Here is a 25,589-nt window from a genome sequence, read left to right as displayed (position 1 = left end):
AACTATCCTATAACCTGTAAGATGACAAACGAGTTTACTGCCTGATCTTTAAGGTGATCATGACAGGTGCATGATCTGTGCTATGGCTGTCGCGAGCATACTCAGGGTTAAGCAAGTGCCTATCATAGGTGTGGTAGTGCTCAACTTCTGCTAGGCATTGATCATTATGAGGGTCAAACTCATTAGACAGTAAGATGTAATCTAACACCGCCCCTTGGGTTAAATGGTAGTGAGTGGCTGGCCGCGCAACGGCTGTCACGCTGTAATGGGATTGCTCAAATAACTGATAGGCATCTTGCAAGCGGTAATCGTCAAAGCCCTGCTCGCCATAAGTGGCAATCAAGCGGGTATCCGTACTGACCAGACTCGATAGTACACCGCTATGCAAGGTATCGTTAAAATCACCCATCAAGATCACGGGGTAAGCCGTGGCGGCGCGCCGCTGGGCAATGAGATAACGCAGCAGGCTCGCCTCGCTCCCGCGCACGATAGCGGCGCTCCACTTGGCAGCGGCCTCGATGGCAAAACTGGCTTGCATCGCACTCGGGGCAACACCAAGCAGCTCTTGAGCTTGTTCCACACTGAACTGGCCGCGCTTAGATTTAAAATGCACCACATAACAATCGCATGGCCCCAGATCAGGCAGCACCACAGTCGCCCGCACCGGTGTGCGACTGAATGTAAAGTCGGCACTGAGCCCCAATAACGCGGCAAGTTCAGGGGCGGCGCGGCAGGCATGAATGGCACTTATCGGGTATTTAGAGGCCAAGGCCACCACTGGGCTGCGATAGATAAACTCATCTGCGACCTCTGGGATATCGACCACGGCAAAATAGGGATAACCAGCAGCGTTTAACAGTTCCCTTAACGCATCAGTTGAAAACACCTCTTGAAAACCTATTACATCGGGACGGTATTGATTAACATAAGCCGTTATCCAGTCGCACTTTTGCTGCCATTGCTGCTCGCTATAGATGTTATTGAAATCGTAATAGGCATCTGGCGGCGCAATAAAATTGAACAGATTAAAGCTGGCTATTTTTAGCTGTACTTGAGCTGCAGATTCAGTAGACAAAAATACCTCTTAACCTAAATAACGACCCATAAGCTGGCAGCATAACATGACAAAAAGTGAACCACACTGTCAGCACTTATCGACAAGCTGCCAATCAGCCCATCGATGACACTCAACCATGCGTTACATATCATGCCTATCATCAATATCATTTTGCCAATATTTGTGATTTTACACCATGTTCATTGAATGGTGACTGGCGTAGAATCGCCACATCGTTCATTGCTCGCACATAGGATAACCTGCATGCAGCCAATCAGTTTTTTTGCCAATAAACGCTATACCACTAAGGTGTTTGACCCCACTAAAAAGATCGCCGATGAGAAAATTGATGAGTTAAAACAGTTGCTCAGACTCAGCCCATCGTCGACCAACTCGCAACCTTGGCACTTTGTGTTAGCCGCCAGCGAGCAAGGCAAGGCGACCATTGCCCAAGCCACCAGTGATTTTGGTTTTAACACAGATAAAATCCTCAATGCGTCTCATGTACTAGTGCTGTGCACCAAGACAAGTATGGATGAAGCGCACTTACAAAGACTACTGGATCAAGAGGCGAGCGATGGCCGCTTTGCTAACGACGAGGCCAAGCAAGGGCAACATGCTGGGCGCTCCTTTTTTGCCAATATGCACAGAGTCGAACTCAAAGATGCCCAGCATTGGATGGAAAAGCAGGTGTATCTATCGCTAGGCACCCTGCTGCTTGGCGCCAGTCTACTCGATATCGACGCCTGCCCGATCGAAGGGTTTAATGTGACTAAACTTAACCAACTACTGGACTTACCCGCCCAAGGTTATTGCGCTTCGGTGGTGGTCGCCCTTGGCCATCACAGCGAAGAGGACTTTAACGCTAAGCTGCCTAAGTCACGCTTACCCTTAAGTGAACTGTTCACCGAGATTTAAGCCTGAGCCATGGCGCGCCTGTACATTATGGGCGCACCATTAAAGGCTTGCGTTCCATCTTTGCTATTGCCATAGTAAAAATTATCATTGGTTATGGATGATCCCTATGTTGCTAGCGAAACAGCCCCAAGACCCAGCCTCACTCGATGCCCATGCCGAAGCGAACTCTGAAGCCAAGTACGCTGTGACAACGCCCGCTTCGATTAAAGGTGATAATCCGCTTATCTGGCCGCTGCTCTCACTACTGCAAAGCACGCCACACAGCTGGAAAGTGCATCATCTCGCGGCCAAATTGCAACAACAGGGCCTGATGCAAGATCTCGACAGCGACCCACAAAAAGCCCTGTTTAAACAAAACTTCCTACTCATGAATGCCCTGTTCCAACTGCAACAGATGTTACTGCCTGACAGCTGGCTGCAGGTAAAGTCGATGCAAATCCAAATTTTTAGGCGAGTGCCAAGCGATCTCAACCAGCAATTATCTGAAGACGACTCACTGCGTGATTACTACATGGATTGGCACAACTATGATACCAGTGCCAATGTGATCCAGCAGATCCTCGAATCATTTTGGCACCGCTATGAGCAATATATTGGCGCCAACCCCAACGCAATGCATAAGCGCCAAGCCTTAAGCGTATTCGAGCTCGATGATAACGCCACCAGCAAGATGATACGCAAACAATGGCGTCGCTTAGCCCTGCAATGGCATCCGGATCGTCAAGGTGGCGATGCCGCCAAATTTCGGCAAGTTTGTGAGGCTTGGCAAACTTTGCGTGAAAAGTGGTAAAACGCCGCCTCAATATACAAGCTAAGTCACATTGTAGGCACTGTTTCTTAAGCGCCGTTAAGTCATACTTAAGCTTTAACTATTATGCTAAAAATATTACATTTTTTTATGTTAATTACCATTAAGCAGCACGCTGTCATTTGAGGACACTATGATCAAACATATCGCATTAGCACTGACTCTAGCCATTGCTCCATTAAGCAGTTTTGCCGCACAGTTTATAGAAGGTAAGCATTTCACTGTCGTATCAGACAAGGCACCAAGCACCGAGCCCAAATTAACCGAGTTTTACTCTTTTTACTGCCATAACTGTTTCAATATGGAAACCCAATACCTAGGGGATATCAAGGCGAACCTTAAGCCAGGCGTCAGCTTCGACAGTAAGCATGTAGACTTTATGGATAGCGATATTGGCACCGAAGTGATGCGCTCACTGGCGGTGATCCAAGAGCTTAACGTCGAAGACAAAATGATCCATGCCATGTTTGCTGCCATTCAAGGTGAAGAGGGGGCCAACGGCCACAGCCATGACCATGATCACAGCGCTCACGACAAGCCTGAGATCAATACCCGTGATGATATCAAAAAGGTGTTTAGCGCCAACGGCATCGACGTCAGCAACTATGACAGCCTTGCCGATAGCCAAGCCGTGACCGATAAAATTAACCTGTGGCGTGCGCAGCAACGTGAGTTTCGCATTCAAAGCGTACCCACCTTTATCGTTAACGACAAATACGCGGTCAATTTAGGCCAAGTGCGCACCCTAGGTGAGTTGATTGATCTTATTAACTATCTGGCGGTTGAACATAAATAAGCCTTAGCTGAATGACTTTCTCCCTTTAAAAAGGCTTCTTCGGAAGCCTTTTTTGTATCCAGCCTCACTCAAATAATGTATGCGCTTTGCTCTAATAACGACTTAGCGTTAATGGTCTGAAGTTAATCTCTTATCTGATAGTGAGTAGCTTATATTTAATGGCTTTGCATCGCCTGTAATTTAGCTTGATAACGACGCTGATTAGCCGCATCGGTTGACAATGAGAGGGCTTTTTCTAAATGTTTCCGTGCATTACGTGTATCGCCTGTGACCCAGTAGACACGTGATAATCCAAAATAAAATTCATGACGATAATCGGCTTTCTCCACGGCTCGTTTATACCAAGTTAATGCCCTTTGGTACTCATGATCCATATAGGCCTGCTGCCCCATATTGTAGTAATAGTAGGGGTTGCTGATACGAGCCAACTCGAGAGTTTTATGCAATTGCGCCCACTCGACTAAACGCTGCTGACTCTCTAACAGCAAGGCATAATTGTACAAGACATTCATGTCATCATCATCAAGGGTTAACGCCAACTTGTATAAGGTTTCGGCGGCATCATCTAACCCTTTATAGCGATATAATATCGCCAAGGTATTGAGTGCAGGGATAAAATCGGCACGCAAGCGCAAGCTCTGTTTACTGTATTGATAAGCTAAATCATAATCACCGGCCACTAAAGATTCGGCCGCAACATTGTTATAAAACATCGCCATCACAGTGGTTTTATCGATACGGGATTTAGCATAACTGCGCATGGTTCGTTCGGGTAAAAAATCGATCTGGATCTCCTGACTAGCCACCAGCACGCTGTCCTTGGTGGCTTGTGGCAATAAGCGTAAATTGATGTGACCATTGATGAGATAAAACTGGCCTTGCTTATCCCACACGGGTGGCACCGCTATCTGCTGAAATTCAACCGCCACGCCAAGTGCATCAGCCATGGCGGTGGTAAGCAACACCAGCGACATACAATTCCCCGCCCTATCTTCAAAGGTCTGCTGAGGGATACGCGTTATATTATCTTGATAGCTAAAACCGCCTTGGCTGGCACTGATATAATTGGCTAACCAACGATGGGCCATGGTTGCAGTGCGTGACGCTTGACTGCTTTGATATGCCTGCTGCAGCACTTGAGTGGTCTGAGGTGACAAGGCAAACAGCTGAGCAGGCACCACAGGTAAGATAATTGACTTAAAGTGGTTATCTAAAAAATATTGCTCAATGTTATCAACCGAGCGAGTGCTGGGGGTTGAGGCGCATCCATGCAGTAACCCCATCATCCATGCAAGCCAAAGTAACTGCCGCATAAAACAGGTCTCAATCTGAACGCCATATCATTTAGCATAAATGAGGCCATGGTCTTTTGCCGTGCCAAAGCGTTACAAAATATTAGTTTGGGCTAGACTCTGGTGGGTCAATCTCAATATAAAGCTCATTATTAGACTTACCATCGCGATAAGGCCGATAGAAATGGGCGCCGCAATGAAAGTAGCGATAAGGCGTCGGCACCAGTACGCAGCCCAGTGGCAAGGCGCGTAAAATCGTGAGCTGTTGCTGCATTCGCAGCGCCTCTCGCCATTGATGGTCTTGCAACACTTGGTCTCGCACCGCAAATGCATCGAAAGGCTCACTGGACTTACGCACCACCACCTCGCCAGCGTGACTAGCACTGATAGACACGTAGCCAATAGAGAGCAGACTTAGGTAGAGGCTGTAGAGACTGACTCGCACAATGTTCATGGTCTTCCTCGCAATTAACTCGCCGTTGGCCATAGACAGTATGGCGCAATAGACACCTAGCGTGTGTCCACATCATACATAAAAGCGAGGCCACTGCACTACTGCAATGGCCCCGCAAATATCATCTTGTACGCCAACGATGATGATCACTTAAACGATCGTTCGCTATCATCATGATTACTTACGCTCAGCGCTTAACATTAGCTAAGCGCCTGAATGATTGAGACTTAGTTGGCACTCTTGAGCGAGACAAACTCAGGATAAGCATCGATACCACAGTCAGATGCATCCATGCCATTGTACTCTTCCTCCTCAGTGACTCGGATCCCCATAGTCACTTTGAGTACGTACCAGACCACAAATGAGCTACTAAATACCCAAGCAAAAATCACTGCCGCCCCAAGTAACTGCCCTGTTATGGTCGCATCGGCATTCGATAGCGGTACCAAGAGTAAACCAAATAATCCCGCCACACCGTGCACCGAGATTGCGCCTACAGGATCGTCTATCTTAATGCGATCAAACATCACAATAGAGAAGACCACTATGCCACCGGCAAACAGACCGATAGCACCGGCTAATAGCAATGAAGGCGATAACGGATCGGCAGTGATGGCGACGAGGCCAGCCAAGGCGCCATTGAGGATCATGGTTAAATCCGCCTTCCCCCACACCATCTTACACACGATGAGCGCTGCGATGGCACCGCTCGCGGCAGCCGAGTTGGTGTTAACAAAAATCTTGGCCACAGCCGAGGCGTTCTCCATGTCCGATACCAATAACTGCGAGCCGCCATTAAAACCAAACCAGCCCATCCACAACACAAACATACCTAAGGTTGCCATGGGTAGGTTAGACCCAGGGATCGGGTTTACCTGACCATTAGGGCCATACTTGCCTTTACGTGCACCGAGCAGCAACACCCCAGAAATAGCCGCTGTCGCGCCAGCCATATGTACAATACCGCTGCCAGCAAAGTCGACAAAACCCGCCTCAGACAGGAAGCCACCGCCCCATGTCCAGTAACCTTCTATGGGATAGATAACCGCCGTCATCACCACAGAGAAGAGTAAAAAAGACCAAAGCTTCATCCGCTCAGCGACCGCCCCCGAGACGATAGACATGGCAGTCGCCACAAACACCACTTGGAAAAAGAAATCCGATTCTAAGGCGTGGTCTGCATCGCCCGCTTGTGAGCCTATCAGTGCGCCTAACGAGGGCAACCAGCCGCCTTCGGTGTTATCGACATACATAATGTTGTAACCCACAATTAGGTACATGATGCAGGCGATGGAGTACAAACAGACGTTTTTGGTTAATATCTCAGTGGTGTTTTTAGAGCGCACCAAACCCGCTTCTAGCATGGCAAACCCCGCCGCCATCCACATCACCAGCGCACCTGAAATTAAAAAGTAAAATGTGTCTAGTGCGAATCGCAACTCGGTCACCGTGGTACCTAATGCCTTTAGTTCTTCCATTGTCTTATCCCCTTACAGTGCTTCGTTATCGAGTTCGCCCGTACGAATACGGATAACCTGATCTAAATCTGTCACAAAAATTTTGCCGTCACCTATCTTGCCCGTTCGCGCCGCCGCCACGATAGACTCAATCAGGTGATCAACGTTTTCGGCCTTAGTGGCAATATCGAGTCTAACCTTAGGTAAAAAATCGACTTGATACTCGGCGCCACGATAGAGTTCGGTATGGCCTTTTTGGCGCCCAAAACCTTTCACCTCGGTGACTGTCATGCCCTCTATCCCCATTCCAGCAATGGCTTCTCGCACATCATCCAATTTAAAGGGTTTGATAATTGCACTGATTAGTTTCATTCCAGCCTCCGGCTCGTGATTGTGATGTGGTATTGCAAGAGACAATTCAATCATCAGGCCAATAATGTAAAACCTTAATAATCATAACCTTATTTTTAAGGCATCAAGTTTACCCACCCACTGCCGCACCATTTTGGTGCGTACAGCCTGTCTATGCACAAAAAACAAGCGCCCGCCTATTCGACTTATGACCGATTGGTTATGGCGTTATCCTAGGTATGATAGAAAGCCAACCATGGGAGGAGCTGACTATGTTAAAACCACAGGATTGTGTGTTATTGATTGTCGATGTGCAGGGCAAACTTGCTCAAATGATGCACCAAGCCGACGCCTTAGAGCACAAGTTGACCACCTTGATCAAAGCGGCAGAACTGTTTGATATCCCCATTGTCTGGCTAGAGCAGTTACCCGATAAACTCGGCGCCACGAGTCCAGCATTGCACGCCCTACTCGCCCCGCATCACCAACCCATAGCCAAATCCCATTTTAGTGCTTGGCATACCGAGGCTTTTCGCCACGCAATGGAAGCCATCAAACGCAAACACGTACTCGTGGCGGGCATTGAAACGCACATCTGTGTCTACCAAACCTGTCGCGATCTACTCGACAATGGTTATCGGGTCGATGTCATCGCCGATGCAGTATCGTCACGCAGTGCTGAAAATAAGCAGCTTGGTATTCAGATGATGACTCAGTACGGTGCTAAAGTGACTAACTGTGAATCCTTACTGTTTGAACTGCAGTGCGAAGCCAGCGGCGAGCGCTTTAGGGCCCTGCTAAAGATGATTAAATAAACTGCTAGCAAGCGGCTGACCTATCTCGGGAGATAGGCAGAAGATAAAAAAAGCCCTGGTTAGATACCAGGGCTTTTTAGTGTGATCACTCAAGACAAACGATTAACCAACCACGCTAGATTTACTCACGTAACGGGTTTGCCTTTATCACTGCTTAGTACGTTGCTTCACGCTGCTTAGCTTCGGCATCCCACTTAGGCAGTACTGTTTTCTTGAACTCTTCCTTATCGGCGTTCATCTTTTTCATATCCATACCTAGCGCTGCTTGGGCCTTAGCCTTGGTCGATACGTCAGGAATCGCAATTGGTTGCTTAACCCCTTTCACTGCGAGTAACTGCGCCAATTTAATACGAGCGTCGCCCGCTTTATCGACCGCGGTACCGAGTATGCGTAAGGCTTCATCTGCTGCGTGCGCCGCAACACCATGAGAAGCCGTAGCGTAATCCCAGCGCCACTGTGAATGACGGATATCCATTAAAATAGGCTTCATTTCAGCTTCGCTAGCACCTGCATCCCACGCCGCTTTAGCTTCAAAGTGAGCTCTAACCAACTGTGCCTCAGCACGCGCCTTAAGGTCGTTTACTTTCACCTTACGTTCTTCGGTTAGGTTAACCATGAACTCTTTACTTTGAGTATGACAGCTACCACAGGCTTCTTCGAAGCGGTCAAATGGGTTACCCACTTTATGGTCGGTAAACTTACGGCCTTCGGCATTTTTCACCTTAGGCATATGACAATCGGTACAGGTCACATTGTTCTTGCCGTGGACCCCAAGCTGCCAAGTTTCATAACCTGGGTGCTGAGCTTTAAGCATAGGTGTTTTCGAGAGTGCATGGGTCCAATCGGTAAACTCGATGCTGTCATAGTAGACTTCCATCTGCTCAACGGTAGTGCCCATATCCCAAGGGAACTTAACAAAGCCCTTGTGATCTTTTGTTTTTTCGAAGTAGTACTCTACGTGGCACTGACCACACACCATAGATTGCTTATCTTTTTTCGACGCTTTATCAAAAGGCGTTCCTAGGGTGTTCATGGCGCGGTCGGCATACGGACGAGACATGCGCAACTTAGACGAGCCTTTTTCATGACAATCAGAACAACCGATAGTATTGACGATTTCAGCACCGCCTTTATGCCAAGTGCCCTTAAAGTAGCCATCTTCACCCTGCTCTTCGATCATACGTGGCACATCGGGACTTTTACATGACCAGCACGCCATCGGCATTGGGCCATCTTCATCAGACTTAGGCGCACCAGTACGTAAGGTATTACGTACATCCGTTACCGCATACATATGACCACGAGGCGCATTGTAGTCTTTGGCAAAACCATATCCCGCCCACAGCACCACTAAGCTCGGTACCTCCTCTAACATATCGACAACTTCTTCGCTTTCAGCGGTCTCATGCCAGCTGTTATATTGCTTCGCGAATTTGTCTTTATACACTTCATTACGTGGCTCAGTTTTGTCACTAGCCATCACGCCACTTGTCATTAAGCTTGCTGCAACCAACGCGCTCACTACAAAGGTTTTTTTTGTTAAATTTTTCACCATCTCATCTCCGTATTATTTATAGTTATCGATAATAACCACAATATCTCCATGGCCAAAGTTAGCCCTTAAGCTGTTTTTTAAATATACCTCTTATGGGGTAACTGAGATGAATTTTGAGTTAGATCATAATGTAAATGTGTTGTAAGTCACATTTTAGCCAATATGTTAACTTTTATGCTGATGACTCATTAATAATACTGGCCTTATTAGTCTTGCTCTTCTTCGATTTTAAGCGACGGTTCCCTATGAAAAAAGGCAGTCTCACCGCCACCATTTTTGCGCTTATGCTAACCTTCATTTTACTGTCCAGCGGCTTGGCAACCTTTGCTATTGCCAATTTAGCCTACAGTCTAGGTGATGCACGGGCAATTAACGCTTCAGGCTCACTGCGGATGCAAAGCTATCGACTGATGTTTTACGCCAACTCTGGTAGTGAAAATGCCGATGAGAAAATTGCCGAGTTTGAAGCCACCCTTTATTCTGATGCGTTAAAACGCGCGCTCAGCTGGATAAGTCCGGATGCATTAGGTGAGCAATACCAATTGGTTATCCAAAAATGGCAGGTGATGAAGCGTTATATCGAAACCGAAAACTCGCGCCAATATGCCGCCGCACTCAGCGATTTCGTCGATACCATAGATTTACTGGTGCTAGAAACTGAAAAACACGCCGCCTTTAAATTACGCCTGCTGACTGCCAGCCAGATTATCGGCCTCAGCCTAATGTTAGTTATTGCATTTTTTGCAGTACGCTTTACTCAGCGTAAAGTCGTGAAACCACTGCATCAATTAATGGAGTCTGCTAACACCATCTCTAAAGGTGACTTTAATGTTGCCGTGCCGCAGAGTGAATATGTTGAACTAAACGCCCTTAGTAACGCACTGGCCAGCACTGCCAAAGAGCTATCTTCGCTCTATGCCGACCTCGAAAATCAGGTCAAACAAAAAACCTTTGCGCTTACCCGTGCCAACAACGAGTTGAAACTCTTGTACGACAACCTAGTTATGCTGCACTCAGGCACACTGGAGATCAGCACGCTTAAGCAAGCCTTAGAGCAGCTCAAGGCTCATGAGCCAAATACCAACTTGCGCTTAGTAATCGCCCAAGAGGGGCAAGCGCCCCTGTGTATCGAAGCCGATGGCGGCTGGTCACTGGCAGCACCAGAAACCACCCGTTTTGCCCTTAAGTTTGCCGATAACGAATTGGGCCATTTAGAAGTACGCAGCGATAGCGAGATTAATTACGCATTATTTGACAACTTTGCCATCATGCTGGCGCGATCTATTGTGATTCACAATACTGGCAAGCAACGCCAACAACTGGCCCTGATGGAAGAGCGCGCCGTTATCGCCCGAGAGCTGCATGACTCTCTCGGACAACTGTTAACTTTTTTAAAAATTCAGGTCAATTTGTTATCAAAAGGCCTCGATACCGACTGTCGTAGCCCACAAGTTGAAAGCCAATTAAGTGAGATAAATGAAGGAGTCAATACTGCCTACATGCAACTACGAGAGTTATTGTCGACCTTCCGTTTAACCATAAATGACCCTAACTTATATAACGCCATGGAGGCGATGTTAGCGCAGCTACGCTGCCAGTCTCTGGCCCAAATCAGCCTTAATTACCAGCTACCGGCACAGTTATTGGGGGCCTATCAGCATATTCACGTATTACAGCTCACCCGAGAGGCCACGCTCAACGCCATTAAGCATGCCCAAGCGAACCATATCCATATCGATTGCACGACCCAAGGCGACAAGGTGGTAATAAGCATTAGTGATGATGGTGTGGGTGTCGATAAATTAACGGAGCGGGATCAACATTTTGGTATCGGGATCATGCATGAACGCGCCAGTCGATTATCGGGTATGCTAGAGTTCAGCGGTAACACTCAAGGTGGCACCACGGTCACGCTACAATTTCCACCTAAGACAGAGCCAGAATAACTTGGCTGCAATAACGGCACACAACGCCTGGAGACAAAACCATGGGTAAGCCCTATTCCGTATTAGTTGTCGATGATCACCCTTTATTACGTCGAGGCATCTGTCAGCTGATCGCTTCCGATGCCGATTTCACCCTATTTGGGGAAGCCGGCAGCGGTTTAGATGCACTGGCGTTAGTGGCCGTCAACGAGCCAGATATCGTGTTGCTCGACCTCAATATGAAAGGGATGACAGGACTTGATACCCTCAATGCCTTGCGTCAAGAGGAGATCACTAGCCGCATCGTGATTTTAACAGTCTCTGATGCTAAACAAGATGTAGTGCGCCTGATCCGCGCTGGAGCCGACGGCTACCTATTAAAAGATACCGAGCCTGATCTGCTGCTCGAGCAACTGAAGCAAGCGATGTCGGGGCAACAAGTACTTTCTGCCTCGGTAGAAGCTCATTTACAGCTCCTCCAAGAGGAACAAGATGAACAAGAATGGATAAGTAGCCTGACACCACGAGAGTTACAGATTTTACAGCAGCTAGCCGAAGGTAAAAGTAATAGGGTGATCGCAGAGCAACTGCATATCAGTGAAGGCACGGTAAAAGTGCATGTCAAAAACCTGCTACGTAAGGCCGATGCAAAATCACGCACCGAGATGGCTGTGCGCTACCTCAACCACTAAGCTTAATGAAACGTGAGTCTTGTTTAGGCTTAACCCCAGTTACGCGCAATCATGATTTAGTTGAGCGTAGCCATGGTTAAGCTTAAATCATGGCTAAATTTTCAATAGCCATGGGATGCGCCATGGATGACTCGACCCCGCCTTAGATTAGCGGCTCTCGTGAATAAAGGTACGCCAGTTGGCTAAGGCTTGCTCAAAATCTTCTAAACCACAAAACGCCTCAGACTCACCATTATAAAGTGACATGGACTCATCGAGCTCATAGTCATCTTCCATCTCTAACACATTCGCAAAGACCCGCACTTGCTCGGTGTCTAAGTCGACTGATATCGCTTTACCCAAGATACGCTTTTCACTGAGCGTGCCTTGCTGCAACTGCATAATCACTTGTTTAATTTGCTCATACAGCAAATTATCTTCGCCCAGTTCATCGACAAACCACAGCCCCATGATCTCATGGTCCATGGTGAAATTAGCCACTAAGGTGCCCGTTAATGTATTGCGGCGAAATTCATATTCCATCATTAAACCCTAAAATTGTTATGCCACTCTCAATGATAAATTCTACCCCAAGCCTACGCACAATGCGCTGTTATCTCGTCGGGTTCGCCCTGCTTGTAGACAAAACCAACGTTTCAGCCAGTTTCAAGCTTCACCTAAATGCTGCTCATTGCTACATAAGGCAAATTATAGCCACAAAAAAGGGCGCTAAGCGCCCTTTAATACTATATCGAGTCAGCGACTATTTTTCGCTGGCTGCCGCTGCTGCGGCTTTTTCGATAGAGAGTAATTCAACTTCAAAAATCAGCGTTGAATTAGCTGGAATAGTACCAGTGTCACGATTGCCATAAGCCAATTCAGCAGGAATAACAAACTTGTACTTGGCACCAACAGGCATTAATTGAACACCCTCGGTCCAACCTGGAATAACCCGGTTAAGTGGGAACTTAGCGGGTTCGCCGCGAGCAACAGAGCTGTCAAATTCGGTACCGTCAATCAATGTGCCCACATAGTGCACCTCGACAGTGTCTTCTGCTGCTGGCATGTCACCACTACCTGCGACTAACACTTCATATTGCAGGCCAGACTCTGTGGTCGTCACGCCTTCTTTAGCCTTGTTTTCTGCTAAGAATGCCGCGCTTTCAGCCAAGGCTTTTTCAGCCATGGCGGTCGCCTGTGCCTGACGCTTCTCATTTAAGGTTTCGTCTAGGCTTTGCAATACGGTTTGCATCTCTTCTTCGGTCAACTTGAGTTCATCATTTAGGCCATTCGTGAACCCTGTGATGATGAGGCTACGGTCAACAGCTAAACCTAACTCTTCTTGCTCTTTAATATGGCCTGACATGTATTTACCAATAGAAGCACCAACACTATACGCTTGTTTTTGCTGCGTAGTTTCTAATTTTACCTCTGCGGCGGTTGTTGATTGTTGCTCTTGGTTACAAGCTGTTAAACCAACCACTGCTAGCGCGACCAGTGAAATTTTGTAAATCGACTTCATTAAAAGCTTCCTCAGCATTTTCTCGTGGTTACAATAACCTTACTCTTCTAAGACGAACCACTTTATACTAGTTAATTAACATATACCAATTACATTATCGATGTTAAGCCAGCCCTATCACTGTGTTCCGTAAGCCCTAAGCGGCTTAGCAGTGACTGCTAGCGTCAATGTAATCGCCTTGAGCTAAAGACAATATATTGCGGAGCAAGTTCATGAAAAGTTTCACTGTGCTGCTAATTTGTGCATTATTTATCACCGCCTGCCAACCACAGCCTGAAACAAACGTCATCATCAGCCAACCCAGTTATAGCGCGACCCTGTCTGACGATGCGCATTATCTGTTGATCAGTACCGCCAATAGCGATTTACAATTATGGGATTTAACCACGCACACCCAGAAATATCGCTGGTTTCACGGTGAGCAAAAAAGCCAAGCCATCGACACCGCTATTTCTACCAATCAGCAATACGCCGCATCACTGAGTCGCGACTCAGTGGCGCTGTGGAGCATAGAAGATGGTCGCTCGCTCGGATGGTGGTCGTTACCAGCCAGCGGGCAAACTGTTGCGATTGCCGATAGTGGCGCCCTGTTAATCGGCCTCACCGATGGTAGCGTGATGTCCTTGGCGCCCAGCCAAAATCGATTAATCAAATTTCTAGGTCATAGTGAAAAGGTCAACAGCGTGGCCATCTCACGCAATGGAGAACTTGCCCTCTCGGGAGCCAATGATAACCAAGTGATCCTCTGGCATGCGACAACAGGCCAACCCATCCATACTTGGTCGCTGCCCAGTCGCGTGATTAACGTCAGCTTGAGTCAGCAAGGTGAGCTGGCTTTTGCCTCCGACAGCACCAATCAAGCCATCATTTGGAACACCCAAGATGGCAGCCAACACAGCCAGCTCAATATTCATCGGCGCACTCATAATTTTTCCAGTGCACGCTTTACTCGCGACAACAGCAAGTTACTAACGGGTACTCCGGCTAGAGAAGTGAGTGTCTGGCGAGTTTTAGATGGAAAAATGCTGGTTAATTGGCGAGTCAGTCGCACAGAGCATGCCCAAATCAAAGGAGCCGTTGTATACTCAGTAGCTGAAGATAACCATCAACAGGTCAGTAGCATTAGTAGCAATGGTCTACTGGAAACTTGGCCTATGCCCCCCTTATAGAGGAAATTATTGGTGCCACTAGAACAACGAATTGAAGAACTTGAAATGAAACTTGCGTTTCAAGAGAGTACTATCGAAGCACTGGATCAACAGGTCATTAAGCTTAATGCCATTGTCGATGAACAGCAGGAAAAACTGCGTATACTGGTCGACAAGGTGCAACAATCTGAGCCAAGTAATATGGCTAATCCCGCGGATGAAACGCCGCCACCGCACTACTAAATCGATCATCTGAGTGGCGATGCCCCGCCACTCTGGTAAGTTATCGCGATAGACTCTAGCGCATGGGAGCGAGACTGACATGAAGTTAACTCAGTATATTCATCATCTTAAGGTAATAACCTGATGAAACGACTCGTTATGATTATGCTCGTCAGTCTCAGTGTATCGGGTTGTGCCTTTAACAGCGTACTCATTAGCTACCCGTCGCAAATCGCCCCGATAAAAGCAGCATTAAATCGCCCCACCACCAGCCCTATCTACCACCAGCTGGATGATAAAATAAACGGCGCCGATAAATTGTTATACGCCCAAGAAGCTGGCAGAGTAGCGCAAATAGGTGGCGACTTCAGCACCAGTAAAGGCTATTACGATAAGGCAATTGACGCTTATCAAGCCTTTGATGAACAAGCTACCCTCAGCATCTCGGATACCGGCGCCAAAGCCTCTAGCCTGTTGATTAACGACAATGTGATCCCTTACCGTGGGCCTGGGTTTGAGCGCATCATGCTGCATCAGTACCAAGCCCTGAACTACCTGTTCAGTGGTGACAGCGAAGCCGCCTTAGTGGAAGTTCGGCGCAGTAATCAACTGCAAAGTTCAGAACAAGCCCGTTATCAAAAGTCGATGCAAGGGGTGCAGTCGATGGCCAACGGCACCATAGATGCCGAGATCAACAAACTGGGACAAGCTGCGGGCAGCACCACCAGCTCGTTTTTAAACGCCTACAGTTATTACACCACAGGGTTACTGTATGAGTTATTTGGCGAGGCTAACGATGCCTTTATCGATTATCGCAAAGCGGCGCAAATCACCCCAAACAACCCTTATCTGCAACAAGATTTAGTCCGATTAGCCAAGCAACTGTCAATGCCGCAAGCGGATGATTTTGTTCGCCGCTGGGGCGATGCTAACCCCGCCAGCGCAGGGCAAGGACAAGTGGTGTTATTAGTCGAGCGCGACTTTGTCCCAGAAAAGCAAAGCTTTACCGTGCCTTTTTCTATCCATGGCAATTGGCAAACGGCATCATTAGCCACCTATTACCCCGACCGCTCTCCTGTACGGCCTGCACAGATTAATGGCCTTGGGCGCCGCTTAACCGCCGCGCCACTCGCCAACATCGACGCCTTAGCCATCACAGCATTAAAAGAGGCGTTGCCCGCCGCACTGTTTCGCCAAGCGGCTCGCATTTACGCTAAATCAGAAATGGCAAGACGGGTGCGAAGCGACTCAAAAAAGGCTAACAATCAATTCGATGCGGCGGCGCTTGCCATACAAATTTTTAATGTCGTCACCGAACAACCCGACCGACGCAGCTGGCTAACCCTGCCAAAGCAAGCCCAAATCGCCCGCGATTATGTGGATGCTGGCCGCTATGCTATCCAACTCGACCAAGGTCAGGCGCAGACGATAGACGTACAAAGTGGTAGAACAACATTAATTTGGATAATTGATACTGGTAATTACACCCGCTTTTATTCAATAATCATTTAACCTCATTACAGGAATCGGTATGTTTATGAAAAAATTCAAGCTCATTTTTATCATTGCTGTGGCCATCGGCCTAGCGGGCTGTCAATCACGGGTTCAATACGGTGATGCCACTGAAGTAGAAACCGTAAATGAAAACTTCGGTTCCACCGATCTGCAAGCGATCACCGCCAAAATGGTCGACAGCATGTTGACTTTCCCACCCGTCGTGGCAATGACAGCCAACGACCGTCCCATTATTTTTGTCGACAAGATCAAAAATAAAACCTCTGAGCATATTGATACCGAATCAGTTACCGATTCGATCAGCAACAAGTTACTGCGCTCAGGTAAGTTCCGCTTTATCGACATGACTAAGGTAGACAGTGTTCGTAAGCAACTGGATTACCAAAATAACTCTGGCATGGTTGACCCTTCAACTGCCATTAATTTTGGCCGCCAAATCGGCGCGCAGTTTATGCTGTATGGCAACTTGTCGAGCATAGTCAAACAAGACGGTAGCACCACAGATGTGTACTACAAGATGACCATGCGTTTGATGGATCTCGAGACGGGCCTCATTGAATGGTCTGATGAAAAAGAGATCCGTAAGACACGTTCTAAGTCGTTCCTCGGTTTGTGATCTTTGCCTGCCAAAAAAAACCAGCAACGTGCTGGTTTTTTTATGACAGGTGATACATCGCCTTCCGATCACATCAGCCCAGATTGATTAATGACAACTCCATGGCTCAACACATTCTCGCGTTGAAACAGCGCCTGCCGGCTAAACAGCGACACTCAGGCCTGAGCCTGTGTATCATGGCCGCCGCGGTGCTATTGCTCAGCGCATGCCAAAGTACACCCACGACTCAGCCTGCTCACCAAGCACAAGATAACGCCACCATCAGCGCTGAGCAGGCACGCTCGCGTGCCAATCGCATCAGTGATATTCACTATCAATTGGCGCTAGATCTCAGCGATAATCAGTACTTTAGTGGTGAGGCGACCATCAGCTTTAGCTTAAATGACAACGACGCACCCTTATTATTGGATTTACATCAGGCACGGCTGCACCAGCTAACGATTAATGGCCAGCGCCTCTATCCCAATTACGATGGTCAGCACCTGCGCCTTTCCCCCTCGCTGCTTAATCGTGGTAGTAATCAAGTCAGTCTCAGTTATAGCCACCCATACAGCATAGGCGATCAGGGATTGATCCAAGCTATCGATGCCGTTGACGGTCGCCGTTACCTCTATAGCCACCTGCTGCCCGCCAGCGCCCAGCGCATGATGCCGGTGTTCGATCAACCCAACTTAAAAGCGGTGTTTCAACTCTCGGTCACCGCTCCCAGCGACTGGCGAGTGTTCAGCGCGGCCGCTGAGCGAGAACAACGCCACGGCACAAACCTTAGCCAATGGTTCTTTGCACCGAGCCCCCCGCTGAGTCCGCATACATTTTCGCTTATCGCAGGCCCATATCATCAATGGCAATCGGATGAAGCATCGCTGACGCTGCGATTGCTGGCGCGGCAATCGATTGCCCACCAGATAGACACCGACACTTGGCTGGCGCAAACCCATCAAGGACTCACTTTCTACCGTCAACAACTCGGTGTCGACTATCCTTTTAATCATTACAACCAAATTCTAGTGCCACACCTGCCGACACAGACGATGGCCAATGCCGCCAACGCCACCTTTGCTGAAACCGCTATTGATGCGACGCCTTCCTTGTCACTCAACTTACACACCTTAGCCCAGCAATGGTTCGGTAATTTAGTGACCTTAAACTGGTGGGACAGCTTTTGGCTCAGCCAGAGCCTAGGTATTTTACTGGCCAACAAGGCGATGATTGCAGACCCTTCCACCCCCGCCTGGTATCAAGACATACACAATGTTTACCAACTCGATGACAAGCACAGTCTAACCCCACCAGAACAGGCTGTGATGAATAGCGCGCAGGTTGAGCCGGGCGTCAATCAAGCCATGCTCAGCAAAGGGGTCGCCCTGTTAACTCAACTCAATTACTTGGTGGGCGATACCGCTTTCAACCAAGGCCTGCAGTACTACCTTGAGCAGCACCGCTTTGGCAATGCCAACCTTGACGATTTTATCGCGAGCCTAAGCTTAGCGGCCAAACGCCCGTTAGCAACATGGGCCCAGCAGTGGCTCTACCAGGCTGGAGTTAACCGTATCGAGGCGCAGTTCCAGTGCAGCAACGGCCGCATCAGCCACTTTAATCTACATCAGAGTGCCAGCGAGCAATATCCCACCTTACGGCAACAAAAGGTTAAACTGGGGCTGTTTACCTTGGGCCGTGACACATTGCATCGCAATTTGGTCGTGGCAACGACCTACAGTGGTAGCGACACTGAGATTAAGCGGCTGCAAGGGGTGCGCTGTCCCGATTTAGTGTTTCCCAACTACCAAGATTGGGGGTATGTGCAGGTACAACTTGATCCAGAATCCTTAACGACGGCGCTATTGCATCTGAGTAAAGTTGACGAGCCCAAGTTGCGCATCATGCTGTGGCAAACCCTGTGGCACAGTGTCACTCGGGGCGAGCTCACTCTCGACAGGTTTCTTGGCAGTGTATTTATCAACGCGCCACAAGAAGATGACCCTCAGGTATTACAACCTCTGTTAAGTCAGTTGAGGCAAGCCAAGGCATTGCTTGAGCAGATGAGTCCCAATCGGCAACATTACAGCCAGCGGGCGATGAGAGCATTAGAGCAGATGAGCCTGCGCCTGACCATGAGCCGTCAAGCTATGCCAGAGATCCAACACTTGTGGCTTGAGGCCTATATTGATTTTGCACTCAGCCATCAGGCTAAGCAGCATCTGAGCGCGCTGCTTAACGGCACCGAGTGGCTCACTGGCGTTGAGCTGACGCCAACCCTGCGCTGGGCCATGGTGATCCACCTTAATCGTTACGATGCCATAGGCGCCCAACGACTATTACAGCAAGAGAAGCTGCGCGACTCTTCGCCGCAAGCGCAAATGCTGGCCCTGAGCGCCGAAGTCGCCCAGCCCATTGCGGCGCAAAAACGCCAATGGTTTGAACGTATACAGCGGCATAACGCCGATGCCGATAGCCAGATGTTGGCCAAACTGCTGCGTATCATGCCGCACCTTTATCCTAGCGAGCAAAAAGCGCTTAGCCAAGCAACCGCCGAGCAACGCTTAAATGAGCTTGCACAGTTAGATAAACGTAATAGCGCCCGCTTTATGCAGGCCTACAACCAGTATTTACTGCCGCAAGAGTGCTCTTACGCTAGCGTGGCGCGCTTATCGCGCTTGCTTAATAGCGAGCCTGACTTGAGCCCGGTCACTCTGCGCGGCGTGAAGCAGGCTATCGAAGCTGAACAAGCCTGCATCACAATCCAGCAGCCTTTGCGTCAATAACATAAAAAAAATGCCACCCCAGAGGGTGGCATTTCTTTATAGCTTACCCCATGGATTAGCTACTTGAGCAAACCGAATACCGAGCAATATCTACAGCGAACATATAGGGTAACGGCCTAGGCCGACACTATGTAATACAGTCGATGGATAAACCGTATGCGATAAACCTAAGGGGCTTAAATAAATAGCTCTTTAATGTTTTTCAGATCGCTCTTGCCTTCCAGCAGCTCTTGTTGTGCTAACCCAGAAACTTCATGAGGGAACACCAACCAATCATCAGACTCATGGATAAAGTAATCCGGCTTTAGCTCAACCGCGGTGTTCTTAGGTTTGTAATAAGGACAAGCGATACGTACATCGGTTGGTATATTAAGGCGCATCAGCTCTTGAAGCTTGGTTTTAAGCGCATGGATGCTGCGGCCAGAATCGAATACATCATCGACAATCAATAACCCCCCATCGGCATTGGCATTTTCAACAATGTAATGCAAACCATGTACTTTAATCTTTTTGCTCTGCTGATTAATGCCATAGTAAGAGGAAGTACGAACGGCAATATGATCGGTGTCGACCTTTTTAAAATCAAAATACTCCTGTACCGCAATCCCTATTGGAGCACCACCACGCCAGATCCCGACAATAAATTGTGGTCTGAAACCACTGTCAAAAACTTGTGCTGCTAAACGAAAGGAATCTTCAAGCAACTCCTGTGCAGTAATAAAGCGTTTCTCTGACATCTGACCGTCCCCATCTTGTTATATTGAGTATTCGATTGGGCAAAGGCTAATCTAAAAAGATTAGCCTTTGCCCAAATTCAACGTAGCACAAGAATATCGGATTGAAACTCAAAACGATTAAAAAGTGGCTACGGGATTTTGGGGCTGGATTTTATACTAAAAAACCTGCCCCTGCAGGACTAAATAACTAAAACTGCAGGACAGGTTCACTTTTATAAACAGTAAAGCCACTAAGTAGCATAAAGTGAATTTATAAACATAAGGACTTACCCCAGCGTGATTTTCACCTCACCCGCCAGAGTAACGGCGCTCGCCTGTTTATCGCTGGCCTCGCTAAAGTCTGGCGACATTAGGGTATCGACATAATGCCAGTCACTTTTAACCTGATTGTGATCGAAGCTAAGTACCATAAAACCACGATCGCGCAGGTTGGTGTATTTCAGCCCCTCGACCAGATCAACAATGCCCGCTTCGGTAACACTTTGCTGATCGGCTTCAATGCCTAAATAGTACTCCAACCCTGGAGAGGAAACTGAACTGGTGGCAAACTCAACACCTACGTTGTCGCCATGGCTGTCGGTTAGCTCGTTTGCCCAGGCATTATGGGTGTCACCGGCTATCACCACCAAGTTAGCACCTTTGGCCTTAGCTGTGGCTAAAATCACTTCTCGCTCATAGGCATAGCCATCCCAGGCATCTAAGTTATAAGGAATGGCAGGCAGTTGCAGCAAGGCCATCACTTCGGGGGTTAACTTATACTGGTTAGCGATCAAATAGCTGTACTCTTGCGCCGTTAAGGTCGGATCGCCTGCCTGGGCCCGCGCAGCTAGTTGCGCTAAGGCCCCCAACTCGGCGTATTGGTACACAGACAATTTTTGGGTGGCGATAGCCGCTGGCAACAACATACTGCCCATCAGCACTTGCTGGCCCAGTACCTGCCACTTACCTGTGCCATTAAGCAACGATGCTTGCAACCACTGCAACTGCTCAGCCCCCAACATAGTGCGGGTATCACTGGTGACATCGGCCATAAAGCGCGCGCTGTCGATAGTATTGCTGGCATCATCGATATAGTCAGCATAATCGAGCTGCTTATCACGCGCTAATTGGCGGGTATCGAGCATATGTAAATCGACCAAGTCGCCAAAGCTAAATGAGCGATAGATCTCTTGATGATTGCCCTCAGACCATGGACGAATAGGCAGCCACTCAAAATAGGCTTGCAGCGCAGCAGTTTTGCGCGCTGTAAAATCCCCTTCATCTGCATTGTGGTTTTCTGCGCCATCAGCCCAACTATCGTTGGCCACTTCATGGTCGTCCCACACAGTAATAAAAGGGACTTTGGCATGTAGGGCATTTAATGCGGCATCACTGTGGTACTGAGCATAGCGCGTGCGGTAATCACTAAGGGTTAACAGCTCACCTGCGGGTAACACTTCCCGGCCAAGCTCGGCGGCATGTTCACTGGCATAGCCCCCTCGGCCATATTCATAAATATAATCGCCTAGATGGATCACCGCATCGAGCCCAGCCATCTCACTGGCCAACTGATACACATTAAAATAGCCTGCAGGAAAGTTAGCACACGACATTACCGCTAATTTAACTTGCTCCACTGCGCCCTCGGGTAAGGTCTTAGTCATCGCGACCTCGGAATAACCCTCGCCGCATTTAAAGCGGTAATAATACGCTGTGCCCGACATCAGCCCGATGGCATCGACTTTCACCGTATAATCGCGCGCGGCAGATGTGGTGGTTTCGCCATTGCCAATAATATTGCTAAAGGCTTCATCGGTCGCGATTTCCCAACTGACATTGAGCTCCCCCTCAACCTCGGGCGTGACTCGGGTCCACAAGATCACCGCCTCGTGAGTGGGATCGCCACTGGCAACCCCATTGAGAAACTCCCCACGGGCAGCGTTAGCTTGCTCATCATCGTCACTGCTTGAGCAGCCCATTAAGCCATAGGAGATGACCGCGGCGCCCACTCCTTTAGCCGACATGGCTAAAAAGTCCCTGCGTGAATAGTGTATTTTCATTGTTATCCCTTTCATGGTTATTCTTATATTGATGCCTATTATCCTGGCGAAACACACTTCACGTCATAGGAGTACAGCTTAAGCATGGCAAAGCAATCACCTTAAGTGATGCTCGGCGCCTGGTAAGAGGTCTAATGACAATAAGTATTGTGCAACGATATTGCAACATTATTACAGGTTAAGCTAACTGCCGATTAATTCACCTAAACCTAATTTTAAGGTGGCAGTGCGCCTGCGTGTAGTTAAGAATCAAACATAAAATTGTAACTAATAAACAGATATTTAACGCAGTCAACATTGCTGCTATTATCATCGACATACTCACTGTCAGTTGAAGGAATCAACAATGCACGTTAGCGATATTATGAGCACCAACCTCGTCTGTATTAGCGATCAGGCAACCGCCAAAGATGCCCACCTATTGATGCAGAGTCGTGGGGTTCGCCACTTGCCTGTCATCAGTGAGCATGACGGGCGTCTCGTGGGAATATTGACTCATAAGAAGATGATCTCCACCGTGATCCACATGCTTACCGCTTATGGCCCCGATGCGCTCGATCGCAAAGAGCGTAAAACCTTAGTGGCAGACATTATGGAAAAGCAATTTCAACAACTTAGCGTCGATGAGCCGTTAGCCGTGGTGGTCGACTATTTTATTGATAACAAATTGGGGTGTTTACCCGTTGTAAACGACAATAACAAGATTGAAGGGATCATCACCTCATCGGACTTTGTGAAACTGTGTGCCACACTGTTAAAAGCCTAAGGGCTCATAACAAAAGATAGGCAAATAGGGGCGCAACAACGACCATAGTGATGCCAGTAAAGATCATGGTGAGACTTGCTACAACGCCCTCCTCAGCGCCAAACTCTGCCGCCTTGGCCGCCCCCACGCCATGAGCAGACGCCCCTAATGCAGCCCCTTTAGCCAGTGGGCTGCTAATTTTGGCTAAGGTAAATACAGGCCCACACAACAACATACCTAAGACGCCAGTGAGCAAGACTAACATGGCAGTCAAGTCGGGCTCGCCACCAAATACCGTCGTTGCTTCTATGGCAAATGGCGTTGAAACTGAGCGCACCAATATACTGTGCGACAACTCTGGCGGCAGGTAGATCAATTTAACCAACAACCACGAAGAGAATAACCCCACGAGCAAGCCTGTGATAACCCCTAAACTCAGGGTTAATGGGTAACGGGCGATCAGATGGCGCTCTCGATAGATTGGCAATGCAAAAGCAATGGTGGCAGGTGCCAACAACGCACTTAAATAATGGCTGTAAACAAAGTAAGTGGGCAGCGGGATAGCCAACAGCCCCACAAAAGTCAACAGACACACAGGCGTCAAAATCATCGGTGACAACCACCAATAACCATAAGCACGATATAAACGTTTACTGACAAAATAACACAACAGGGTTACCACTAAGCAGACAATGGCTAAACTTTGAGACGCGATAAACGCTTGCATATTAATGGCCTACTCTTGTTGATTGCGTCGTCGCGGCCAATTCACTCTTACGGCGATTGCGACGGTGCTCAAATCGAAACACGCAGTCAATCACCACTCCTGTGATCAACAATACACAAATGCTGCCTAACACTAAGGTCAGTAGCAAGCTGACGCCATATTGCTCAAACAAGGGCGCATAATGCAGTGAAGCCACCACAGGCGGAATAAAAAACAACAAGAGCTCCCCTAACAGCCAAGTTGCACCAACGGCCACAAAACGTTCGGGTAACCAATTAAGTGCCAGTAAACCAAACAAGCCCAACAGGCCCACAACACTGCTAGGGATAGGCAGCGACAAGATATTCACTAACCATTGCGCCGATAAGGCGAGCAAACAGAGTAAGCCAACTTGCAATAGCGTCTGCAATAGACGTTTTAGCGATAAAAAAGAGTCACTCATAGCAGAAACTTAAACGGAAATAAGATGAATAGGATTATTTTACGCTTGCATCATTAATAGAAAAAATGAATATTATTTATAAATTGCATAACTAAAAGCTATTCATAAATGGATCTCAAGGCTCTGCATTACTTTGTCGAAATCGTTAATTGTGGTGGGTTTAATCGCGCGGCCTCTAAAATCCATATCAGCCAACCGGCGCTATCTAAATCGATAAATCAATTAGAAACCGAGTTGCAATTGCCGCTACTGATGCGTGGCAAACGCGGCACAGCCATCACCCTTACGATCCATGGCCAATTAGTTTACCGCTATGCACAACAACTCCTTGATACCAAGCAGGCACTATTTGACGAACTCGATGCACTCAAAGGCCTCAATCAGGGCGAGTTAAAACTGGGGCTCGCACCGCTGGGCAGCGCCGAACTATTTGCCCCCATCATCGCCAAATATCGCCAACGCTATCCACACATAAAGACCCAACTATTGGTGCGCGGCGGCGTAGAGCAGAGCTTAGCGCTGCAACAAGGCGAGATTGAGCTCGCCACAGGTATTATTGAACTCAATCAAGACCTTGACGCCATCGCCATTCATACTGAGCCCATGGTGGTGGTGTTACCCAGCCAACATCCGCTAGCGGCCAACACAGACATCCCGATGAGCGCGCTACAGCACTGCCCGCAAATTCTGTTTGAACCTGAATTTTCTTTACATGAAATGGTCATTAGCGCCTGCAATGATGCAGGGGTGACACTGGATAACCCCACCCATGTTAATCAGCCTGAATTTGGCATTGCCTTAGTGGCAGCAGGAATTGGCATCATGTTGCTGCCCAAGTTTATCGCCGAGCGTTATCAGCTCGAAGGCGTTGTCAGCCGAGCTCTGACACAGACCCAGCTTAAGTGGCGCATGAGCCTATTTTGGGAGAAAGAGAAGCCACTGTCATTTGCAGCCAGTGCCATGATAGATCTGGTGAATGAGCATCTACAGCTCCAACCATAAAACAAAACGCCGC

Annotated in this window: 25 protein-coding genes; 13 read left to right on the top strand and 12 right to left on the bottom strand. The window is 48.2% G+C overall.

Annotated features, from left to right (window positions below):
- Positions 1-34 precede the first annotated feature (34 nt).
- Positions 35-1,075: an endonuclease/exonuclease/phosphatase family protein gene (locus DVO77_RS05620; RefSeq protein ID WP_119977642.1), complete on the bottom strand. Its 1,041-nt coding sequence runs from the start codon at positions 1,073-1,075 to the stop codon at positions 35-37.
- A gap of 246 nt (positions 1,076-1,321) precedes the next feature.
- On the opposite strand from DVO77_RS05620, the gene nfsB reads away from it, so the two are divergent.
- From nfsB to DVO77_RS05605, 3 genes are all read left to right on the top strand, one after another.
- The gene (gene nfsB / locus DVO77_RS05615; RefSeq protein WP_119977641.1) at positions 1,322-1,975 is read left to right on the top strand and encodes an oxygen-insensitive NAD(P)H nitroreductase; all 654 of its coding nucleotides are present in this window, start codon (positions 1,322-1,324) and stop codon (positions 1,973-1,975) included.
- A 106-nt stretch (positions 1,976-2,081) separates the two neighbouring features.
- Positions 2,082-2,765: a DNA-J related domain-containing protein gene (locus DVO77_RS05610; RefSeq protein WP_119977640.1), complete on the top strand. Its 684-nt coding sequence runs from the start codon at positions 2,082-2,084 to the stop codon at positions 2,763-2,765.
- A 151-nt stretch (positions 2,766-2,916) separates the two neighbouring features.
- The gene (locus tag DVO77_RS05605) at positions 2,917-3,579 is read left to right on the top strand and encodes a thiol:disulfide interchange protein DsbA/DsbL (protein ID WP_119977639.1); all 663 of its coding nucleotides are present in this window, start codon (positions 2,917-2,919) and stop codon (positions 3,577-3,579) included.
- 155 nt (positions 3,580-3,734) lie between these two features.
- On the opposite strand, the gene DVO77_RS05600 is transcribed toward DVO77_RS05605, so the two are convergent.
- The 4 genes from DVO77_RS05600 to DVO77_RS05585 all read right to left on the bottom strand — a co-directional run bounded on the left by DVO77_RS05600 (position 3,735) and on the right by DVO77_RS05585 (position 7,154).
- Positions 3,735-4,892 carry a tetratricopeptide repeat protein gene (locus DVO77_RS05600; protein ID WP_119977638.1) on the bottom strand — a complete coding sequence of 386 codons (1,158 nt, stop codon included), beginning with the start codon at positions 4,890-4,892 and terminating at the stop codon, positions 3,735-3,737.
- 82 nt (positions 4,893-4,974) lie between these two features.
- Positions 4,975-5,325, bottom strand: a complete 351-nt coding sequence (locus DVO77_RS05595) for a hypothetical protein (RefSeq protein ID WP_110457522.1) — start codon at positions 5,323-5,325, stop codon at positions 4,975-4,977.
- A gap of 227 nt (positions 5,326-5,552) precedes the next feature.
- Positions 5,553-6,803 carry an ammonium transporter gene (locus tag DVO77_RS05590; protein ID WP_110457266.1) on the bottom strand — a complete coding sequence of 417 codons (1,251 nt, stop codon included), beginning with the start codon at positions 6,801-6,803 and terminating at the stop codon, positions 5,553-5,555.
- 12 nt (positions 6,804-6,815) lie between these two features.
- Positions 6,816-7,154, bottom strand: a complete 339-nt coding sequence (locus tag DVO77_RS05585) for a P-II family nitrogen regulator (RefSeq protein ID WP_110457265.1) — start codon at positions 7,152-7,154, stop codon at positions 6,816-6,818.
- Positions 7,155-7,405: 251 nt separating this feature from the next.
- On the opposite strand from DVO77_RS05585, the gene DVO77_RS05580 reads away from it, so the two are divergent.
- On the top strand, positions 7,406-7,948 hold the full coding sequence (locus DVO77_RS05580; protein ID WP_110457264.1) for a hydrolase: 543 nt from the start codon (positions 7,406-7,408) through the stop codon (positions 7,946-7,948).
- 154 nt (positions 7,949-8,102) lie between these two features.
- Here the strand turns inward: DVO77_RS05580 and nrfA are convergent, their stop codons facing one another.
- Entirely contained in the window at positions 8,103-9,503 is a 1,401-nt protein-coding gene (gene nrfA / locus DVO77_RS05575; RefSeq protein ID WP_119977637.1) for an ammonia-forming nitrite reductase cytochrome c552 subunit, read from the bottom strand.
- 245 nt (positions 9,504-9,748) lie between these two features.
- On the opposite strand from nrfA, the gene narQ reads away from it, so the two are divergent.
- Together narQ and DVO77_RS05565 are read left to right on the top strand one after the other, a co-directional pair.
- Positions 9,749-11,449, top strand: coding sequence for a nitrate/nitrite two-component system sensor histidine kinase NarQ (gene narQ / locus DVO77_RS05570; RefSeq protein WP_119977636.1), 1,701 nt, complete (start codon positions 9,749-9,751; stop codon positions 11,447-11,449).
- Between the two features lie 41 nt (positions 11,450-11,490).
- The gene (locus DVO77_RS05565) at positions 11,491-12,120 is read left to right on the top strand and encodes a response regulator (protein ID WP_110457261.1); all 630 of its coding nucleotides are present in this window, start codon (positions 11,491-11,493) and stop codon (positions 12,118-12,120) included.
- Between the two features lie 147 nt (positions 12,121-12,267).
- On the opposite strand, the gene DVO77_RS05560 is transcribed toward DVO77_RS05565, so the two are convergent.
- Both DVO77_RS05560 and fkpA read right to left on the bottom strand, forming a co-directional pair.
- A complete protein-coding gene (locus DVO77_RS05560) occupies positions 12,268-12,642 on the bottom strand; it encodes a YacL family protein (protein ID WP_110457260.1) in 375 nt (124 codons plus the stop codon).
- Positions 12,643-12,862: 220 nt separating this feature from the next.
- Positions 12,863-13,621 (bottom strand): FKBP-type peptidyl-prolyl cis-trans isomerase, encoded by a 759-nt coding sequence (fkpA, locus tag DVO77_RS05555; RefSeq protein ID WP_110457259.1) that lies wholly within the window; start codon positions 13,619-13,621, stop codon positions 12,863-12,865.
- 212 nt (positions 13,622-13,833) lie between these two features.
- On the opposite strand from fkpA, the gene DVO77_RS05550 reads away from it, so the two are divergent.
- The 5 genes from DVO77_RS05550 (at position 13,834) to pepN (ending at position 19,884) form a co-directional block, all read left to right on the top strand.
- Complete coding sequence (locus DVO77_RS05550) at positions 13,834-14,790, top strand: WD40 repeat domain-containing protein (protein WP_110457258.1); 957 nt, start codon at positions 13,834-13,836, stop codon at positions 14,788-14,790.
- A gap of 9 nt (positions 14,791-14,799) precedes the next feature.
- Positions 14,800-15,012, top strand: a complete 213-nt coding sequence (locus DVO77_RS05545; protein WP_110457257.1) for a SlyX family protein — start codon at positions 14,800-14,802, stop codon at positions 15,010-15,012.
- Between the two features lie 123 nt (positions 15,013-15,135).
- Entirely contained in the window at positions 15,136-16,503 is a 1,368-nt protein-coding gene (locus DVO77_RS05540; protein WP_119977635.1) for a COG3014 family protein, read from the top strand.
- Positions 16,504-16,528: 25 nt separating this feature from the next.
- A complete protein-coding gene (lpoB, locus tag DVO77_RS05535; protein ID WP_119977742.1) occupies positions 16,529-17,122 on the top strand; it encodes a penicillin-binding protein activator LpoB in 594 nt (197 codons plus the stop codon).
- 101 nt (positions 17,123-17,223) lie between these two features.
- Positions 17,224-19,884, top strand: coding sequence for an aminopeptidase N (gene pepN, locus DVO77_RS05530; protein WP_119977634.1), 2,661 nt, complete (start codon positions 17,224-17,226; stop codon positions 19,882-19,884).
- A 176-nt stretch (positions 19,885-20,060) separates the two neighbouring features.
- Here pepN and DVO77_RS05525 read toward each other — a convergent pair whose 3' ends face one another.
- Positions 20,061-20,621, bottom strand: coding sequence for a phosphoribosyltransferase (locus DVO77_RS05525; RefSeq protein WP_119977633.1), 561 nt, complete (start codon positions 20,619-20,621; stop codon positions 20,061-20,063).
- A 266-nt stretch (positions 20,622-20,887) separates the two neighbouring features.
- Positions 20,888-22,660, bottom strand: a complete 1,773-nt coding sequence (locus DVO77_RS05520) for an alkaline phosphatase D family protein (protein ID WP_119977632.1) — start codon at positions 22,658-22,660, stop codon at positions 20,888-20,890.
- 346 nt (positions 22,661-23,006) lie between these two features.
- Between DVO77_RS05520 and DVO77_RS05515 the strand changes: the two genes are divergently transcribed.
- A complete protein-coding gene (locus tag DVO77_RS05515; RefSeq protein ID WP_110457252.1) occupies positions 23,007-23,426 on the top strand; it encodes a CBS domain-containing protein in 420 nt (139 codons plus the stop codon).
- A gap of 4 nt (positions 23,427-23,430) precedes the next feature.
- On the opposite strand, the gene DVO77_RS05510 is transcribed toward DVO77_RS05515, so the two are convergent.
- Both DVO77_RS05510 and DVO77_RS05505 read right to left on the bottom strand, forming a co-directional pair.
- On the bottom strand, positions 23,431-24,132 hold the full coding sequence (locus DVO77_RS05510) for an LrgB family protein (protein WP_110457251.1): 702 nt from the start codon (positions 24,130-24,132) through the stop codon (positions 23,431-23,433).
- A gap of 1 nt (position 24,133) precedes the next feature.
- Complete coding sequence (locus tag DVO77_RS05505; RefSeq protein ID WP_119977631.1) at positions 24,134-24,574, bottom strand: CidA/LrgA family protein; 441 nt, start codon at positions 24,572-24,574, stop codon at positions 24,134-24,136.
- Between the two features lie 108 nt (positions 24,575-24,682).
- Here DVO77_RS05505 and DVO77_RS05500 point away from each other — a divergent pair, with 108 nt between their 5' ends.
- Positions 24,683-25,576, top strand: coding sequence for a LysR substrate-binding domain-containing protein (locus DVO77_RS05500; RefSeq protein ID WP_119977630.1), 894 nt, complete (start codon positions 24,683-24,685; stop codon positions 25,574-25,576).
- Positions 25,577-25,589 lie beyond the last annotated feature (13 nt).

The sequence above is a fragment of the Shewanella algidipiscicola genome, assembly GCF_003605125.1.
Classification (GTDB): Bacteria; Pseudomonadota; Gammaproteobacteria; order Enterobacterales; family Shewanellaceae; genus Shewanella; species Shewanella algidipiscicola.
Note: the sequence above shows the minus strand (reverse complement) of the source record. Positions and strands in the feature narration are given on the sequence as shown.

Excerpts from the sequence above, each read along its gene's own strand:
- nfsB (WP_119977641.1), top strand. The coding sequence starts at position 1,322 with ATGCAGCCAATCAGTTTTTTTGCCAATAAACGCTATACCACTAAGGTG.
- DVO77_RS05610 (WP_119977640.1), top strand. The coding sequence starts at position 2,082 with ATGTTGCTAGCGAAACAGCCCCAAGACCCAGCCTCACTCGATGCCCAT.
- DVO77_RS05605 (WP_119977639.1), top strand. The coding sequence starts at position 2,917 with ATGATCAAACATATCGCATTAGCACTGACTCTAGCCATTGCTCCATTA.
- DVO77_RS05600 (WP_119977638.1), bottom strand. The coding sequence starts at position 4,892 with ATGCGGCAGTTACTTTGGCTTGCATGGATGATGGGGTTACTGCATGGA.
- DVO77_RS05595 (WP_110457522.1), bottom strand. The coding sequence starts at position 5,325 with ATGAACATTGTGCGAGTCAGTCTCTACAGCCTCTACCTAAGTCTGCTC.
- DVO77_RS05590 (WP_110457266.1), bottom strand. The coding sequence starts at position 6,803 with ATGGAAGAACTAAAGGCATTAGGTACCACGGTGACCGAGTTGCGATTC.
- DVO77_RS05585 (WP_110457265.1), bottom strand. The coding sequence starts at position 7,154 with ATGAAACTAATCAGTGCAATTATCAAACCCTTTAAATTGGATGATGTG.
- DVO77_RS05580 (WP_110457264.1), top strand. The coding sequence starts at position 7,406 with ATGTTAAAACCACAGGATTGTGTGTTATTGATTGTCGATGTGCAGGGC.
- nrfA (WP_119977637.1), bottom strand. The coding sequence starts at position 9,503 with ATGGTGAAAAATTTAACAAAAAAAACCTTTGTAGTGAGCGCGTTGGTT.
- narQ (WP_119977636.1), top strand. The coding sequence starts at position 9,749 with ATGAAAAAAGGCAGTCTCACCGCCACCATTTTTGCGCTTATGCTAACC.
- DVO77_RS05565 (WP_110457261.1), top strand. The coding sequence starts at position 11,491 with ATGGGTAAGCCCTATTCCGTATTAGTTGTCGATGATCACCCTTTATTA.
- DVO77_RS05560 (WP_110457260.1), bottom strand. The coding sequence starts at position 12,642 with ATGGAATATGAATTTCGCCGCAATACATTAACGGGCACCTTAGTGGCT.
- fkpA (WP_110457259.1), bottom strand. The coding sequence starts at position 13,621 with ATGAAGTCGATTTACAAAATTTCACTGGTCGCGCTAGCAGTGGTTGGT.
- DVO77_RS05550 (WP_110457258.1), top strand. The coding sequence starts at position 13,834 with ATGAAAAGTTTCACTGTGCTGCTAATTTGTGCATTATTTATCACCGCC.
- DVO77_RS05540 (WP_119977635.1), top strand. The coding sequence starts at position 15,136 with ATGAAACGACTCGTTATGATTATGCTCGTCAGTCTCAGTGTATCGGGT.
- lpoB (WP_119977742.1), top strand. The coding sequence starts at position 16,529 with ATGAAAAAATTCAAGCTCATTTTTATCATTGCTGTGGCCATCGGCCTA.
- pepN (WP_119977634.1), top strand. The coding sequence starts at position 17,224 with ATGGCTCAACACATTCTCGCGTTGAAACAGCGCCTGCCGGCTAAACAG.
- DVO77_RS05525 (WP_119977633.1), bottom strand. The coding sequence starts at position 20,621 with ATGTCAGAGAAACGCTTTATTACTGCACAGGAGTTGCTTGAAGATTCC.
- DVO77_RS05520 (WP_119977632.1), bottom strand. The coding sequence starts at position 22,660 with ATGAAAATACACTATTCACGCAGGGACTTTTTAGCCATGTCGGCTAAA.
- DVO77_RS05515 (WP_110457252.1), top strand. The coding sequence starts at position 23,007 with ATGCACGTTAGCGATATTATGAGCACCAACCTCGTCTGTATTAGCGAT.
- DVO77_RS05510 (WP_110457251.1), bottom strand. The coding sequence starts at position 24,132 with ATGCAAGCGTTTATCGCGTCTCAAAGTTTAGCCATTGTCTGCTTAGTG.
- DVO77_RS05505 (WP_119977631.1), bottom strand. The coding sequence starts at position 24,574 with ATGAGTGACTCTTTTTTATCGCTAAAACGTCTATTGCAGACGCTATTG.
- DVO77_RS05500 (WP_119977630.1), top strand. The coding sequence starts at position 24,683 with ATGGATCTCAAGGCTCTGCATTACTTTGTCGAAATCGTTAATTGTGGT.